At 67.4% G+C, this 15,937-nt stretch carries 14 protein-coding genes, 1 tRNA gene and 1 pseudogene; 7 read left to right on the plus strand and 9 right to left on the minus strand.

The genetic code is table 11. The annotated features are described in order from the left end of the window. Together PSEWESI4_RS12160 and PSEWESI4_RS12165 are read left to right on the plus strand one after the other, a co-directional pair. A pseudogene (locus tag PSEWESI4_RS12160) lies at positions 1–277 on the plus strand (IS4 family transposase); the annotation flags it as partial. Positions 278–615: 338 nt separating this feature from the next. Continuing rightward, on the plus strand, positions 616–1,791 hold the full coding sequence (locus PSEWESI4_RS12165; protein WP_187671465.1) for an IS4 family transposase: 1,176 nt from the start codon (positions 616–618) through the stop codon (positions 1,789–1,791). A gap of 172 nt (positions 1,792–1,963) precedes the next feature. Here PSEWESI4_RS12165 and PSEWESI4_RS12170 read toward each other — a convergent pair whose 3' ends face one another. The 6 genes from PSEWESI4_RS12170 to PSEWESI4_RS12195 all read right to left on the minus strand — a co-directional run bounded on the left by PSEWESI4_RS12170 (position 1,964) and on the right by PSEWESI4_RS12195 (position 9,818). After that, entirely contained in the window at positions 1,964–2,770 is an 807-nt protein-coding gene (locus PSEWESI4_RS12170) for an MOSC domain-containing protein (protein WP_187671466.1), read from the minus strand. A gap of 108 nt (positions 2,771–2,878) precedes the next feature. Beyond that, a complete protein-coding gene (locus PSEWESI4_RS12175; RefSeq protein ID WP_187671467.1) occupies positions 2,879–3,805 on the minus strand; it encodes a chemotaxis protein CheV in 927 nt (308 codons plus the stop codon). A gap of 235 nt (positions 3,806–4,040) precedes the next feature. Beyond that, positions 4,041–4,937 carry a lipid kinase YegS gene (gene yegS / locus PSEWESI4_RS12180; RefSeq protein WP_187671468.1) on the minus strand — a complete coding sequence of 299 codons (897 nt, stop codon included), beginning with the start codon at positions 4,935–4,937 and terminating at the stop codon, positions 4,041–4,043. 55 nt (positions 4,938–4,992) lie between these two features. Beyond that, positions 4,993–6,552, minus strand: coding sequence for an FGGY-family carbohydrate kinase (locus tag PSEWESI4_RS12185; protein ID WP_187671469.1), 1,560 nt, complete (start codon positions 6,550–6,552; stop codon positions 4,993–4,995). Positions 6,553–6,634: 82 nt separating this feature from the next. Then, positions 6,635–8,221, minus strand: coding sequence for a glycerol-3-phosphate dehydrogenase/oxidase (locus tag PSEWESI4_RS12190; RefSeq protein ID WP_187671470.1), 1,587 nt, complete (start codon positions 8,219–8,221; stop codon positions 6,635–6,637). Position 8,222: 1 nt separating this feature from the next. Then, positions 8,223–9,818, minus strand: coding sequence for an FAD-binding oxidoreductase (locus PSEWESI4_RS12195; RefSeq protein WP_187671471.1), 1,596 nt, complete (start codon positions 9,816–9,818; stop codon positions 8,223–8,225). 105 nt (positions 9,819–9,923) lie between these two features. On the opposite strand from PSEWESI4_RS12195, the gene gliR reads away from it, so the two are divergent. Continuing rightward, positions 9,924–10,943 carry an AraC family transcriptional regulator GliR gene (gliR, locus tag PSEWESI4_RS12200; protein ID WP_187671472.1) on the plus strand — a complete coding sequence of 340 codons (1,020 nt, stop codon included), beginning with the start codon at positions 9,924–9,926 and terminating at the stop codon, positions 10,941–10,943. Positions 10,944–11,102: 159 nt separating this feature from the next. Here the strand turns inward: gliR and PSEWESI4_RS12205 are convergent, their stop codons facing one another. Together PSEWESI4_RS12205 and moaB are read right to left on the minus strand one after the other, a co-directional pair. Next, a complete protein-coding gene (locus tag PSEWESI4_RS12205) occupies positions 11,103–12,305 on the minus strand; it encodes a molybdopterin molybdotransferase MoeA (protein WP_187671473.1) in 1,203 nt (400 codons plus the stop codon). After that, the gene (moaB, locus tag PSEWESI4_RS12210) at positions 12,302–12,841 is read right to left on the minus strand and encodes a molybdenum cofactor biosynthesis protein B (protein ID WP_187671474.1); all 540 of its coding nucleotides are present in this window, start codon (positions 12,839–12,841) and stop codon (positions 12,302–12,304) included. The genes PSEWESI4_RS12205 and moaB overlap by 4 nt, the downstream gene beginning before the upstream one ends. Positions 12,842–12,917: 76 nt before the next feature. On the opposite strand from moaB, the gene mobA reads away from it, so the two are divergent. From mobA to PSEWESI4_RS12225, 3 genes are all read left to right on the plus strand, one after another. After that, complete coding sequence (mobA, locus tag PSEWESI4_RS12215) at positions 12,918–13,517, plus strand: molybdenum cofactor guanylyltransferase MobA (RefSeq protein ID WP_187671475.1); 600 nt, start codon at positions 12,918–12,920, stop codon at positions 13,515–13,517. A 128-nt stretch (positions 13,518–13,645) separates the two neighbouring features. Further along, entirely contained in the window at positions 13,646–13,867 is a 222-nt protein-coding gene (locus tag PSEWESI4_RS12220; protein ID WP_187671476.1) for a YgdI/YgdR family lipoprotein, read from the plus strand. A 136-nt stretch (positions 13,868–14,003) separates the two neighbouring features. Further along, positions 14,004–14,080, plus strand: a tRNA-Pro gene (locus PSEWESI4_RS12225). A 101-nt stretch (positions 14,081–14,181) separates the two neighbouring features. On the opposite strand, the gene PSEWESI4_RS12230 is transcribed toward PSEWESI4_RS12225, so the two are convergent. Then, entirely contained in the window at positions 14,182–14,418 is a 237-nt protein-coding gene (locus PSEWESI4_RS12230; RefSeq protein WP_187671477.1) for a glutaredoxin family protein, read from the minus strand. A gap of 234 nt (positions 14,419–14,652) precedes the next feature. On the opposite strand from PSEWESI4_RS12230, the gene PSEWESI4_RS12235 reads away from it, so the two are divergent. After that, positions 14,653–15,915: an OprD family porin gene (locus PSEWESI4_RS12235; protein ID WP_187671478.1), complete on the plus strand. Its 1,263-nt coding sequence runs from the start codon at positions 14,653–14,655 to the stop codon at positions 15,913–15,915. Positions 15,916–15,937: the final 22 nt, after the last annotated feature.

The following is a 15,937-nucleotide window of genomic DNA, read 5'->3' on the forward strand; positions in this document are numbered from 1 at the left end:
GTTTTTCAAATGGATCAAGCAACACCTGAAGGTCAGGCGTTTCCTGGGCCGTAGCGAGAATGCCGTGCGCCTCCAGATTCTCTGTGCGCTGATCAGCTACTTGCTGCTGAACCTTTACCAACGCAGGACGGGAACGCGGCAAAGCCTGTGGATGCTGATGGTGGAGGTACAGGCGACGCTGTTTCAGCGTCCTGGCCTGGAAGCCGAACGTTACCGACGACGGCAGGAGCGAATACGCGAGATCAACCTGCGTCAGGGGCAACTGTTAATAGCATGAGGCGTGCCGGACAGCAGTGCGCGTTCGTGGGGATGACGTGGAGGAGCCCCCGATATTCACCCGTCATTCCCGCGAACGCGGAAGTCCAGTGAAGTAGCCCGAATGAACGGTAGGAGCGCGCCATGCGCGCGAATCGCGGCCATGGGCCGCTCCTACGGGGTTTACCGGGTCCCCGCGTTCGTGGGGATGACGGTTGAAGTCCGGAGTTTCCCACCCGTCATTCCCGCGAACGCGCACTGCTGTCCGGGATATTTTTGAGGGAGAGGTACGAAAGGCTTGTGGGGCCTGGAGGCACGGTTTAAACCGTTGAGCGCCAACTCAACCTCAGGCCCCACAAGATGTTCAGCATAAGCCGTTTCCATGAGCTGCTCAAAGCCCTGCCCCGCGGGGTGTTCGATCGACTGGTCAGCGCACAGGGCGCCGACCGGCACTGCAAGCGTTTCAGCAGTTGGGACCACTTGGTGGCCATGATGTACGGCCACCTGACGGGAGTGAGCAGCCTGCGTGAGCTGGAGGCGAGCTTCAACAGTCACTCCAACCATCACTATCACCTGGGCACCGGTTCGATCCGGCGCTCGACTCTGGCTGAGGCCAACGGGCGTCGTGGTGCTGAGCTCTTCGCCCAGACGGCGCAACACCTGATGGCCGGTGTCAGTCGGCAGGTGCGCCGCGACAGCCAAGAGTTGCTGTATCTGCTGGACTCAACATCCATCACGCTCAAGGGTCCGGGGTTCGACGCGTGGACCCTGGCCGAGCGGACACGGCGGACCCAGGGACTGAAGGTGCATGTGCTGTATGCTGCCCAGGCCGCGGCACCGCTGCACTGTCGCTTCAGTGCCGCCAACGTCAACGACATCGACGAAGGCCGGCAACTGAGCATCGAGCCCCACGTCACCTATGTTTTCGACAAGGGCTATTGCGATTACAACTGGTGGGCACGCCTGGATGAGCAGCAGGCGCGCTTCGTCACCCGCTTCAAGTACAACGCAGCCCTCAAGGTGCTGGCCCGGCGCGAAGTACCGGAGGCGGACCGGGAGCAGATCCGCGAGGACGAGGAGGTCCGCTTCGCCCATCGCCATCCTGGGGGCAAGCGGCTCAACCGTTACCAGAAGCCGCTGCGGCGGATCGTCGTCGAGCGCCCGGGGCATGAGCGGCCCCTGATCCTGGCGACCAACGACCTGGAAAGCCCGGCGGCGACCATTGCCGAGCATTACCGCGCGCGTTGGCAGATTGAGCTGTTCTTCAAGTGGATCAAACAGCACCTGAAGATCAAGCGTTTCCTGGGCCGCAGTGAAAATGCCGTGCGCCTCCAGATTCTCTGCGCCTTGATCAGCTACCTGCTGCTGAGCCTGTACCGGAGCGCCAGCGGCACGTCGCAGAGCCTCTGGATACTCCTGGTCGAGGTCCGCTCGACGCTCTTCCAGCGCCCTGCGCTAGAGACGGAACGCTATCGACGACGGCAAGAACGACTTCGAGAGCTTCACCTCAGGCAAGGCCAGTTGGCGTTAGCATGAAGTGTGCCGGACAGTAGTGCGCGAACGCGGGAATCCAGTGAGTTGCCCGGATGCAATCCGGGCTACGTCCGCTTTTCCGTAGGAGCCAGCTTGCTGGCGATCCCCCCAAGCATCGCCAGCAAGCTGGCTCCTACAGGCGCGCGTCGTCCAGCCTCCAGCGCTCTTATCGGCCTTATTCCAACACTTCCACTGCCATCCCCACGCGCAGTTCCCCTTCCCCCTGGTGAACCAGGTTCTGGCCGAAGTACACCTCGCCATCGCGCTCGCGGTAGGTCTTCAGGGTGGTCAGTGGCTCGCGGTCGGGGCTGCGCTCGCCGGTGCTCGGGTCGATGGTGGTCAGGATGCAGCGGCTGCATCCCTTGGCCATCCGGAATTCGGTATCGCCGATGCGGATGCGTTTCCAGCCGTCCTCGGCATAGGGCTCACCGCCCTCCACCACCAGGTTGGGCCGGAAGCGCAGCATCTCCAGCGGCCTGCCGACCCGCGCCGACAGGTCGTCCAGCGAAGCCTGGCCGATCAGCAGCAGCGGGAAGCCGTCGGCGAACCCGACCTTCTCGCCGGGTTCCGCATAGCCGGTATCGACCTGGCGCGCCCGCTCCGCCGGCACCTGCACCAGGCGATAGGGCTTGCCGAGCAGTTCGCTGAGCCAGGCCGCCGCTTCGTCGCCGGCGTCCGGCACCCGCATGGCGTCGCTCCACACCGTCACCCCGCGCAGTGCGGCGCCGTCATCCGGCAGCGGCACGTCGAGACACGCCATGCCCGGCGCCTGCAAGGTCAGCCCGCCAGCGGCATTCCAGCGCGCGAGGATCTGCGACATGCGCGGCAGCGCGCGCTGCGACTGGAAACGGCCGCTCTGCGCGTCCACTACCATCCAGCGACGGTCGCCGGCCAGGCCAAGCCCGTCCAGGCGCGCATCTTCCAGCGGCTCGGCGATGCCGGACTTGAGGGGGTAACGATAGAGCTGGGTGATGCGCATCATGGCCTGCTTCCTGCCGGGACGGTCAAAAGAGACCGTTATACGGAAGCCGGGGTAGGAAGCTCAAGGCCGGGCCATGCGCCCCTCGCCGAAGAGGGCGCACGGTGCGCCCTACGCGTCGCGGCGCAGGCGGTCGAGGACCACGTCCACCAGCCCTTCCGGCTGGAACTTGGAGAGGAAGTTGTCGCAGCCGACCTTCTGCACCATGGCCTGGTTGAAGCTGCCGGACAACGAGGTGTGCAGCACCACGTAGAGATCGCGCAGGCGCGGGTCGTTGCGGACCTCGGTGGTCAGCCGGTAGCCGTCCATCTCCGGCATTTCCGCATCGGTGAACATCATCAGCAGCTTGTCGGTCATCCGCTCGCCGCTGTCGGCCCAGGCCTTGAGCATGTTCAGCGCCTTCAGGCCATCGCTGGCCACGTGCATCTTCAGGCCAAGCTGGCTGAGGGTTTCGCGCAGTTGCGCCAGGGCTACGCTGGAGTCGTCGACCAGCAGCACCTCGCGGCCACGCGCGGCAGCCAGCAGCGGATCGTCCAGGCGCTCGCGGGAGACCGTGGCGTTGTACGGCACGATCTCGGCGAGCACCTTCTCCACGTCGATGATTTCCACCAGTTGCTCGTCGACCTTGGTGATCGCCGTCAGGTAGTGCTGGCGCCCCGCGCCACCGGGCGGTGGCAGGATGGATTCCCAGTTGAGGTTGAGGATGCGGTCGACGCCGCTGACCAGGAAGGCCTGCACCGAGCGGTTGTACTCGGTGACGATGATGGTGCTGCGCTCGTTGGCCTCCTGCGGACGCATGCCGATGGCGCGCGACAGGTCGATCACCGGCAGGGTCTGCCCGCGCAGGTGGATCACGCCGCAGACGAACGGGTGGCGATGCGGCACCAGGGTCAGCCTGGGCATGTGCAGGACTTCCTGGACCTTGAACACGTTGATGGCGAACATCTGGCGACCGGCCAGGCGGAACATGAGGATTTCCAGGCGGTTTTCGCCTACCAGTTGGGTGCGCTGGTCCACCGTGTCGAGAATGCCGGCCATCGTCTACTCCTTCGCTGAGAATGCCGCTGCCAGGGGTATCGGCAGGAACGGGCGGAACTGAAGGGCAACGATAATGGCATAAAGACACCACCCTACGGGCAACAACCGGCGATCGACTCGTAGGATGGGTCGAGTGGAGCGATACCCATCGCCATGGCGCCATGTCGAAGTCCGCCCCTCACCCCTGCCCTCTCCCGGTGGGAGAGGGGGTTGTCCGTGCAGGAGTTACCCTCTTCTACCGGCTCAGCAACGGCGAATCCGCCGGCAGGTGCACGCGCAGCGCGGCTGGGCGGGCGGTGAAGCGCAGGCGGGTGCTTTCCAGTGGTTCGCCGTCCAGGTTGAGGTCCAGCCCTTCCGGCGCCTCGATCTCGATCCACGGCAGCCGCGCCCCGACCGACACCGACTGCAGGCCGAGGATGCCCCCGGACAGCAGCGTGCCCAGGGTGCCGACCACGTCCTGCGCCGCCGGCACGATGCACAGGTCGAGCAGGCCATCGTCGGCCAGCGCCTGTGGGCACAGCTCATGGCCGCCACCGGCCTGGCGCCCGTTGCCGATGCCGAGGGCCAGGAACTCGCCTTCCCAGGCGAAATCCGGCCCCGTGAAACGGCCGAAGGACGAATGCACCTCGGAGAAGCGCGTCAGCCCGGTCAGGAAGTAGGCTGCACCGCCGAGCACCTTCTTGAGGTCTTCCGAGGTGTTGGCGGTGACCTTGGAGCCGAAGCCGCCAGTGGCCATGTTGAGGAACAGATGCCCGTCGGCTTCGCCCAGGTCGACCGGCCGCGCCGGCAGGTCCAGCAGTTCCAACGCCTCGGCGGGCAGCAAGGGCACGCCGGCGGCGCGGGCGAAGTCGTTGGCGGTGCCCAGCGGCAGCAGCGCCAGGCTGGCCTGCCCGCCGGCCCGGACGAGCGCTTCGGCGACATCGCGCAAGGTGCCGTCGCCGCCGCCGGCGATCAGGGTCGGGAAGCCCGCCGCCAGTGCTTCGTCCACCAGCCGCCGGGCGTCGCCGTCCTCCCAGGTCAGCCGCACGGCCAGGTCCCAGCCGGCCTCGCGCCTGGCCTGGACGGCGGCACGCACCTCTTCGTTGCAGGCCTGCTTGCCGTGAAGAATCAGTAGTGCCCTACGCTCGCCCATGATTCCGTCCCCTCGTTGGCTCGACCTAACCATAGACCCTGCCGCCCGCCGAAAATCACGCCGGATACCCGGTGATCTCGCGGATGCTCCGGTACAGCGGCTTGAGCTGCCTGTACATGCCCTGGTAGACCTCGCGGTACAGTCGCTCGTAGGTCCGCCGCGCCTGCGGGTCGGGCTGGAACACCGCGCCGACGCGGGTCATGGCGGCGATGGCGGTCGGGAAGTCGGCATGCAGGCCGAGCCCCACCGCGCAGGCGACGGCCGCGCCGAGGCCGGACGTCTCGTAGGTGTGCGGCCGCTCGGCGGGCAGGCCGAAGATGTCGGCGGTGAGCTGCATCGCCGCATCGCTCTGCGAACCGCCGCCGGATACGAGCAACCGGGTGATCTTCGTCTTCGAACGCTTTTCTATGCGCTCCTTGCCCTGCCGCAGGGCATAGGCCAGCCCTTCGAGGATCGCCCGGTAGATGTGCGCGCGGGTGTGCACGTCGCCGAAACCGATGATCGAACCCTTGGCCTCCAGCCCCGGCTCGCGGATGCCCGGCGACCAGTAGGGTTGCAGCATCAGGCCCATCGAGCCGGGCGGCACGCCGTTGACCAGTTCGTCGAACAGCGCCTCGGGCTCGACGCCCAGCTCCCCGGCCCGCTGCATCTCGCGCAGGCCGAACTCCTGCTTGAACCAGCTCACCATCCAGAAACCGCGGAAGATCATCACCTCGGTGTTGTAGTGGTCGGGGATCGCCGCCGGGTATGGCGGGATCAGCGGAACGGTCTCCAGGTAAGTCTTGCGCGTGGTGTTGATGGTCGCCGTGGTGCCGTAGGACAGGCAGGCGGTGCTCGGCCCGACGCCGCCGGCGCCGAGCACTTCGCAGGCCTTGTCGGCGCCGGCGGCGATCAGCGGCAGCCCCTCGGGGATGCCGGTGTGGCGGCTGGCCTCGGCGCTGATGACGCCCAGGCGCTCGCCCGGTTTGACCAGTTCCGGCAGTTGCTCGCAGCGCACCGGCATGGCCTGCCACTTCCAGTCGCGCGGCGCGGCCCATTGCAGTTTCTTGTAGTCGAACGGCAGGTAGGCCACGCAACTGGCCTGCGAATCGACGAAACGGCCGGTCAGCCGATGGGTGAGAAAACCCGATAGCAACAGCACCTTGTCGGTCCGCGCCCAGATTTCCGGCTGCTGCTGGGCGATCCAGTTGACCTCGGCCTGGGAGCGGAAGTAATCGACTGTCGCCTCCTCGCCGATCAGCTTGAACAGCCAGCCCCAGGGCCCCTTGATGCGCCCTTCGACCTCGGCGCGGCGCTGGTCGAGCCAGAGCATCGCCGGGCGCAGCGGCCGGCCTTCGGCATCGACGTTGATGATGGTGCCGCGCTGGGTGGTCAGCGCCACGCCCTTGATCCGGTTCTTGTCGATGTCGACCTGCCGCCAGAGCTGCCGGCAGGCTTCGCCGAGGCTCTGCCAGTAGTATTCCGGGTCCTGCTCGGCCCAGCCGGGCTGCTGCGAGAAGTAGGCCTGCAGCTCGACCTTGCCCTTGCCGAGCAGGTTGCCGGCGAGATCGAAAAGCAGCGCGCGGACGCTCTGGGTGCCGTTGTCGATGGCCAGCAGGTAGCTTGGTTCGCTCAAGATGCGGTCCTTCTTGTTATTCGTCTCTATATACACCGGCAGGATCGGGCCTCGGCCGCGAGATCGCGGGCATGGCCCGCTCCTACAATCGCCGGTCCGGCAGGCTGTAGCAGCTTCGCCACAGCGCCAGGTAACGCTGCTGTTCCTCGTCCCAGCGCGCGTCGCTCCAGCCCAGCCGCGCCTGGCACAACGCCCGGATGCGTGGCAGCTCGGCCTCGGCGCCGTTCGGCAACAGCAAGCCCAGCCGGGTACGGCGCAGCAGCAGGTCGTCGAGGTGCAGCACCAGTTCCCGTTCGGCGGCCAGGGCCAGTTCGGCCCACAGGGTGTCGCTGGCGACGACGCGTTCGCCGCCCAGCTCCTCGATCAACTCGGCCAGCCGCGCCAGGCCACGCCCATGGCGACCGGCCTGGCGCCGGCACTGGCCAGGCGACAGGCCCGGCAAGGCGAGCGGCGGTTGCGGGCGGAAGACCTCGGCGCCATGGTCAGCGACCGTGCGCCCCAGTTGCTCCGCGCAGGCCCGCAGCACTTCCAGGGCGAGCAGGCGGAAGGTGGTCAGCTTGCCGCCGGCCAGGGTCACGCAGCCCGGCTCGGCCCACAGCGTATGCTCGCGCTTCTCGTCCGAAGGCTTGCGCCCCGCCGTGCCATCGCTGACCACCGGGCGCACGCCGGCCCAGGTGGACAGCACATCGTCGCGACCGATGCGCGCGCCGGGAAACTGCTGGGCGCAGGCGGCCAGCAGGTAGTCGACCTCGACGGAGCTGATCCGCGCGTCCCGGTCCAGGTCGTCGTCATGGTCGAGGTCGGTGGTGCCGATCACCGTCGCGCCCTCCCAGGGGAAGACGAACACCGGCCGGGCATCCTGCGCGTGCATGAAGCTGAAGGCATGGGCCACCGGCAGGCGCCAGCCCGGCAGCAGGAGATGGCTGCCACGCAGCGGACGGATCCGCTCGTGGGCGCCGGCCTGGCGCAGGCGGTTCGACCAGGCGCCGGTGGCCTGGGCCACCACGCGGCTGCGGAAGGTGAAGCGCCGGCCGCTTTCCGCATCGTCGGCGAGCAGGCCAACCACCCGGCCGTTTTCCCGCGGCAATTCGACCACCTTGACGCCATTCAGCGCCTCGCCGCCGTCGCCGCGCGCTTCGTCGAGCACGCGCAGCACCAGGCGCGCGTCGTCGGTCACCGCGTCGAGGAAGCGCGTGCCGCCGAGCAGGTGTTCCTCCTTCAGGCCGGGCGCCAGGAAGCGCAGCTCCTGCAAGGGGTAATAGAGGTGATTGCGCTTGCCGGCCATGGCGTCGTACAGCGCCAGCAGGCCGCCGAACACCTTGGGTCCGGGAAAGCCGCCACGATAATGGGCCATCACGAAACCGAGCGGATCGACCAGCCCCGGCGCCTCGCCGAGCAGGCGCTGGCGCTCGCGCACCGAATCGCGGGTCAGCCGCCACTGGCCCTTGGCGATGTAGCGCAGGCCGCCGTGGACCATCTTCGACGAGCGGCTGGAAGTGCCCCAGGCGAAGTCGCGCTGCTCCAGCAGCAGGCATTTCCAGCCACGCCGCGCCGCTTCGCGCAGGATGCCGGCGCCGCTGATGCCACCGCCGATGACGATCAGGTCCCAGTCGCGCGCGGCCAGTTCGGGCAGTGCGCGCTCACGCCAGGCGGCGTTCCAGGTTTCCATGTCAGTCCCGCAGCAGCACGCCGGGGTTCAGCCGCCGCTCGGGGTCGAAGTGCGCGGCCAGCGCCTCCAGCACCGCCATGCCCCGCTCGCCCTTCTCCGCCGCCAGGTACGGCGCGTGGTCGCGACCGACGCCGTGCTGGTGGCTGATGGTGCCGCGATTGCCGGCGATCACCCAACTGGCCGCCTGCTTGAGCGTGCGCCAGCGCTCCAGGGTCTCGGCATAGCTGCCCGCCGGGCGGAACACATAGGTGGTGTAGATGCTCGAGCCCTCGCCATAGACATGGGACAGATGGGTGAACACGTGCACCCGCTCGCCCTCGTCGGCGAGACCGTCGCGCAGGCTGGCCTCGATGCGGTCGAGCAGCAGGTCGACGTTGCACCAGTCGGTGGCGGTCTCCAGGGTGTCGACCACGTAGCCGGCCTGCCACAGCGCCTCGCGCAGGTAGGGGAAGCGGAAACGCCCTTCCGCCCATTTCCTGCCCAGCAAGGTGCCGGTGAACACGCCGCCGTGGCGCCCCAGCAGGCGCTTGGCCTGTTTCAGCGACGCGGCGTTCTGCAACCGGTTGCCGGTGACACCGAAGGTCAGCATGCACTTGCCGGCGCCCGCGCCGCGCAGCCTGAGGTATTTCTCCAGCAGGGCGATCTGCCCCGGATGGCCGGCCAGCGCCAGTTGCGTCTCGGTCTCGATCGCGTTGGACAGCCGCAGCATGGACAGCGGCACCCGGGCCTGGGCCAGCTCGCGGATGGCCTCCAGCGCGCGCGGCCAGCTCGGCAGGAACACCGCGTAGAAACGCTCGTCCTCGGCCAGCTTGCTGACCCGTACCCGAACCTCGGAGATCACCCCGAAACGCCCTTCCGAGCCGAGCACGATTTCGCGCAGGTCGGGGCCGGCGGCGGAGGCCGGGAAGGTCGGGATCTCCAGCGGACCGCCGAAGGTTTCCAGGGTGCCGCCGGCGAACAACTGCTCAATGCGCCCGTAGCGCAGCGACTGCTGGCCGCTGGAACGGCTGGCCACCCAGCCACCGAGGGTCGACAGCTCCCAGGACTGCGGGAAGTGGCCGAGGGTGTAGCCATGGGCGCGCAACTGGCTCTCCACCTGTGGGCCATTGGCGCCGGGGCCGAAGGTGGCGATGCGGCTTTCCTCGTCCAGGTCGAGCAGGCGGTTCATGCGCTCCAGCGACAGGGTCAGCACCGGCCTGTCGCCGGACTGCGGGTTGATGTGCCCGGCCACCGAGGTACCGCCGCCGTAGGGGATGACGATCACGTCGCGCTCGGCCGCCCAGGCCAGCAGCTCGCGGATCTGCGCGGCGGTTTCCGGGAAGGCGACACCGTCGGGGAACACGCCGAAGTTGCCTTCGCGCATCGCCAGCCAGTCCGGCAGGCTCTGCCCGCGAGCGTGGCGGACGCGCGCCTCGGCATCGCTGGAGATCAGCGGGTGGTCCGCCAGGCGCGAGGCCGGCACCTGCGTCAGCACGCTGTCCAGGCTGGCATCCGGCAATGACCGGCCGGCGCCGACCCGCGCCTCCAGGAACGCCGCGCCGTGCGCGGGCAGCTCCATCACCGTGGCTTCGTCACCCCAACCGTTCCAGCGCCGCATGGCATTCTCCTGTGCATTTCTAGCTGCCTATACTAGCCAGCCGCCTTGCGCGGTCACTGTCGAATCGAGACAGCACGAGTCGCCAATCAAGACAAGAACGACACCATGCAAGCACTGGGTTACACCGCCGTCCCCGCCCTGCTGAAGTACCTGCGCCTGGCCGAACGCCAGGGTCTCGACCTGGATGCCGCGCTGGCCGCCGCCGGCCTGGACCCCGCCGACCTGCAAGACAACGGTAGACGCCTGCCCAGCGAGGCCCACGAAAAACTGCTCGGGCATTTCATCGCCGTCTCCGGCGACCCGCTGTTCGGCCTGCATGCCGCCGAGTTCGTGCAGCCCGGCTCGTGGAGCGTGCTCGGCTACATCACCATGAACTGCGCCACCCTCGGCGAGGCGATGAGCCGCATCGTGCCCTACGAGAAACTGGTCGGCGACATGGGCACCAGCCGCATCGAACCGGTCGATGGCCACGTGCGGCTGAGCTGGAGCTGCCGCCACGAAACCGCCGACATCCGCCGGCATATGGTGGAGAACGTGCTGGCCTCCTGGCTGCTGTATGCACGCTGGATCGCCGACATGGACCGCTCGCCGAGCGAGGTGTGGTTCGAGCATCAGCAGCCGGCCGGCACCGATCTCGCCGAGTACCAGGCGGTGTTCGGTTGCGCGGTGAAGTTCGAGCAGAGCGCCAACGCCCTGCTGGTGCCCATGGAGTATCTCGGCGTGCCGCTGCGCCAGGCCGACGCCAACCTGCTGCGCACCCTGGAGGAACACGCCCTGGCGCTGATGGCCGGGCTGGACGACGACGAGCCGCTGCCGCAACGGGTGAAGAACGCCCTGCGCCTGCTGCTCAAGGAGGGCCTGCCGCGCAAGGAAAGGGTCGCCGAGCGCTTCAACATGACCGTGCGCACCCTGCAACGCCACCTGCAACTGGCCGGCACCAGCTACCAGCAGATCCTCGACGAACTGCGCCAGGAGCTCGCCGAGCATTACCTCACGCGCAGCGACCTGGCGGTTCAGGACATCGCCCAGTACCTCGGCTTCACCGAATCGCGCTCGTTCCACCGCAGCTTCAAGGGCTGGACCGGGATGACGCCGGGAGAATTCCGCGAGCGCCACAGGCGCTGACCGCAGGTGCATGCGGTGGATGTAAAAAGCGACACCCACCCCACGTAGGAGCGCGCCATGCGCGCGAATCGCGGCCATGGGCCGCTCCTACGGGGGGTACTGGGTGGGGATGACGCAACCACGGATCACTTCCGTAGGGTGGGCTTCAGCCCACCGCACCTATACCAGCAACTCACTGAGCGGAATGAAGCCAACCATCTCGCCCTCGGCCAGGGTGCGGCCTTCGGGCACTTCGACCAGGCCATCGGCCCAGGCCACGCCGCGCAGCACGCCGGAGCTCTGGTTGGCGTAGAGCACCGCGCGGCCCTCCTCCAGGCGCACACGCAGGAACTCGCGACGGGTGCCCGGCTTGTGCCAGGTGAAACCGGCCGGCACCGGGAAGCGTAGCGGCGCGACCTTGCGCACGCCCAGTCGGCGCAGCAGGTAGGGCCGCGCCAGCAGGGAGAAGGTCACCAGCGTCGAGGCCGGGTTGCCAGGCAGGCCGATCACCGGCACGCCCTTGTAGCGGCCGAAGGTCAGCGGCTTGCCGGGCTTGATCGCCAGCTTCCAGAGCTCCAGCTCGCCATCCTCGCGTAGCACCTTGCCGAGGAAGTCCGCCTCGCCCACCGACACCCCGCCGGTGGACAGGATCAGGTCGACATCGCCCAGCTCGCCAAGCCTCGCGCGGGTCCTGGCCAGGTCGTCGGGCAGGATGCCCGCATCGACCACCGCGCAGCCAAGCTGCTCCAGCCAACTGCACAGTAGGCGGCGGTTGCTGTTGTAGATCTGCCCCGGACCGAGCGGCAGGCCCGGCTCGACCAACTCGTCGCCGGTGGAAAGCACCGCGACCCTTGGCTTGCGGCGAACCGTCACCTCGGCCACGCCGAGCGTCGCACACAGCCCCAGCTCCACCGGGCCCAGGCGGGTGCCGGCATCCAGCACCTGCTCGCCACGACGGGTCTCCTGGCCCTGCGGCCGCACGTGCTGGCCGGCTTCGAGCGTTTCGAGGAAGCGCACCCGGCCGTCCTCCAGCACCTCGGCGTTCTCCTGCATCTCCACGCAGTCGGCACCCTCCGGCAGCGGCGCCCCGGTGAAGATGCGCGCGCAAGTGCCCGGCTCCAGCGGCCCCGGCGCCTGGCCGGCGAAGATGCGCTGGGTGACGCGCAGCGGCTCGCCCCGCCAGTCGGCCTGGCGCAGGGCGTAGCCGTCCATGGCGCTGTTCGGCCAGGGCGGCAGGTCGAGGCCGGCGACCAGCGGTTCGGCCAGCACCCTGCCACGGGCCTCGGCCAGCGGCAGGGTTTCCCGTTCCTCGATGGAGGTCGCCTCGGCCAACTCCAGCAGGCGTGCGAGCGCGGCCTCCACCGGCATCAGAGCGGCGCTCATCCGCGCGACTCGCAGGGCGCCACCGGCTTGAGGTGGGCGACGAAGTTGCAGGGGCGGTGGCGGGCGTCCAGTTGCTCGGCGAGGATGCCGTCCCAACCGGTGCGGCAGGCGTTGGTCGAGCCCGGCAGGCAGCACACCAGGGTGCCGTTGGCGAGCCCGGCCAGGGCGCGCGACTGGATGGTGGAGGTGCCGATATCGGCCACCGAGATCTGCCGGAACAGTTCGCCGAAGCCATCGACCTGCTTGTCGAGCAGGCAGGCGACGGCTTCCGGGGTGCTGTCGCGGCCGGTGAAGCCGGTGCCGCCGGTGATCAGCACCACCTGGATTTCGTCGTCGGCAATCCAGGTCGCGACCTGGGCGCGGATCTTGTACAGATCGTCCTTGAGCAGCACCCGCGCGGCGAGGTTATGGCCGGCGGCGGTGAGGCGGTCGACGAACAGTTGGCCGGACGTGTCGGTATCCAGGGTACGGGTGTCGCTGACGGTCAGTACGGCGATATTGAGCGGCACGAACACCGCATCGGCCTTGTGGCTCATGGTAGTTGTCCGATTGTGGAGAAAGCAGCCCAGTGTTATATCACAGGCCCATCCAGCCAGCTCCGGAACCCCGCCCATGCCCGCGCCGACCACCCTGCCCGCCTGCTCCGTGCTGCTCCTCGCCGGGGGGCGCGGCCAGCGCGTCGGTGGCGCCGACAAGGGCCTGCTGGAATGGCGCGGCCAGCCGCTGATCGCCCACCTGCACGCGCTGGTGCGGCCGCTGACCGACGACCTGATCATCTCCTGCAACCGCAACGCCGAGCGCTACGCGGCCTATGCCGACCGCCTGGTGCAGGACGACAGCCCCGACTTTCCCGGCCCCTTGACCGGCATCCGCGCCGGCCTCGCCACGGCCCGTCATGACCATCTGCTGGTGCTGCCCTGCGATGCGCCGCTGATCGACGCCGCGCTGCTGGAACAACTGCGCCGGCGCTCCGCCGAGCGGCCGGACCAGGCGGTGATGGTGCACCAGGGCGAATACTGGCAACCGCTGATCTGCCTGCTGCCGAAAAGCCTCGGCGCGGCGCTGGAGCAGGCCTGGCAGCGCGGCGAACGCAGCCCGCAACGGGCCTTGCTGTCGCTCGGGGTGACCGCGCTGGAGTGCGCCGTGGACGACCCTCGCCTGGCCAATCTGAACACCCCGGAGCTGCTGGCCGGCGCTTCCCCTTCTCGTTGAGCGGCCATTTTTACTGAACCTTGGCGGCATTTTTCCGTCAGAAGGACCTAGAGTCTGTCGGTGTTTCGTCGCGGCCGTGGCAAATCATCGACAGGCCCTGATCAATCCCACCATCAAGGAGTCCAACGATGACCAAACGAATCCTGCTCGCCGCCCTGCTCGGCCTCGGCCTCGGCACCCTGGCCGGCTGTTCGACGCCATCGGTGATCACACTCAATGACGGCCGCGAGATCCAGACGGTCGATGCGCCGGAATACGACGAAGAAGCCGGCTTCTACGAATTCGAACAACTGGATGGCAAGCGCGCCCGGGTCAACAAGGACCAGGTACGCACGGTGAAGGAGCTGTAATCCGAACCAGACCTGCCGAAGCCTCGGCAGGTCTGGTTTAGCACTACCTTTTTCGGCGGCGCGCCACCTCAGCGAACAAAAAAATCTACATAACCTCTTGTGCAACAAAAGTTTTTCGGTATTATTGTCGCCACTTCGGAGTGTAGCGCAGCTTGGTAGCGCGTCTCGTTCGGGACGAGAAGGTCGCAGGTTCGAATCCTGTCTCTCCGACCAAACCCGAAAAAACCCGCCTCACGGCGGGTTTTTTATTGCCTGCGAATTCGCCCAGGGCCAGGGCATCGCGGCCAGGGCCGCCCCTCCTTCTATTCCATCGCTCAGCGCAGGAAATCCACCACCCGCTCGGCATCGAACGGCCAGTCGAGTTCCGCGCCGGTATCGCAGCGGCGCAGCACCGGAATCCGCAGGCCGTAGCGCTCGACCCACTCCTCGCGGTCGGCGATGTCGATCAGCTCGACCAGCAGGCCGTGTTCGACGAACGGCATCAGCAGCGCTTCGGCCACTTCGCAGAGATGACAGCCCAGGGTGCCGAAGAGTTGGCATTCGGGGGGCATGGACGGACCTCGCAAACAGGGAAGCGGCAGTTTAACAGGCCCGCACTCCCCGTCGGGCCATATCGATCCGGGCCGCGACAGCCGGGCGGCCGCGCGCGCCTCCTAGCGATTCGCCCGGCAAAAGTCTTGCCGACTAAGGTCTAAAGGCCCGATTTTCGCAGCATGTGCTTTATTACTGAGTTGCAACAGTACGGTCACAAACCGCCTGTCATACCCACGAGGAGAAATACAATAATGAACACCTCCCCTCTCGCCCGTGCCGTGGCCCTGGCCGCGCTGGGCGCCCTCACCATTCCTGGCCTGGCCCAAGCGGAGTTCATCAAGGACAGCAAAGGCAGCCTGGAGCTACGCAACTTCTACTTCAACCGCGACTTCCGCCAGGAAGGTGCCGCGCAACCCAAGGCCGAGGAATGGGCCCAGGGTTTCCTGCTGCGCCTGGAGTCCGGCTATACCGAAGGCACCGTCGGCGTAGGTGTGGACGCCATCGGCATGCTCGGTCTGAAACTCGATTCCGGCGGCGGCCGCAGCGGCACCGGCCTGCTCAAGCGCGACCGGGAAACCGGCGAAGCCCAGGACGAATATGGTGAACTGGGGCTGACCGCCAAGCTGCGCGCCTCGAAGAGCACCCTGAAGGTCGGCACCCTGCTGCCCAAGGTGCCGGTGGTGCAATACAACGACAGCCGCCTGCTGCCGCAGACCTTCAGCGGCGGCCACCTGAACTCCATGGAGATCGACGGTCTGACCTTCGACGCCGGTCGCCTGCGCCAGGTGAACCATCGCGACTCCTCGGACTACGAGGACATGGTCATCACCGCCGGCGGCCCGCGCAACATCACCTTCGCCGGTGGCTCCACGGCGGACCACTTCGACTTCGCCGGCGCCACCTACAAGTGGAACGACCAGCTCAGCACCGGCTACCACTTCGGCAAGCTGGACGAGTTCTACAAGCAGCACTTCCTGAACCTCGTCCATACCCTGCCGATCGCCGACAAGCAGGCGCTGAAGTCCGACATCCGCTGGGCCCGCTCCACCGATGACGGCAGCAGCAACGTCGACAACAAGGCCTTCAACGCCATGTTCACCTACAGCCTGGGCTTCCACGCCTTCGGCCTCGGTTACCAGGACATGAGCGGCGACACCGGCTTCGCCTACATCAACGGGACCGACCCCTATCTGGTCAACTACATCCAGATCGGCGACTTCGCCAACAAGGACGAGCAATCCTGGCAGGCGCGCTACGACTACAACTTCGCCGGCCTGGGCATTCCCGGCCTGACCTTCATGACCCGCTACGTCACCGGCGACGACATCGACCGTGGCGCGGCCGCGTCCGAAGGCAAGGAATGGGAACGCAACACGGATATCGCCTATGTGTTCCAGGAAGGCCCGCTGAAGAACCTCGGCCTGAGGTGGCGCAACGCGACCTACCGCTCCAACTTCGGCAACGACCTCGACGAGAACCGTCTGATCGTCAGCTACACCCTGCCGCTGTGGTAAGCCGTCCGGCCTGAAACGAAAA

The organism is Zestomonas carbonaria, from assembly GCF_904061905.1.
Taxonomy (GTDB): Bacteria; Pseudomonadota; Gammaproteobacteria; order Pseudomonadales; family Pseudomonadaceae; genus Aquipseudomonas; species Aquipseudomonas carbonaria.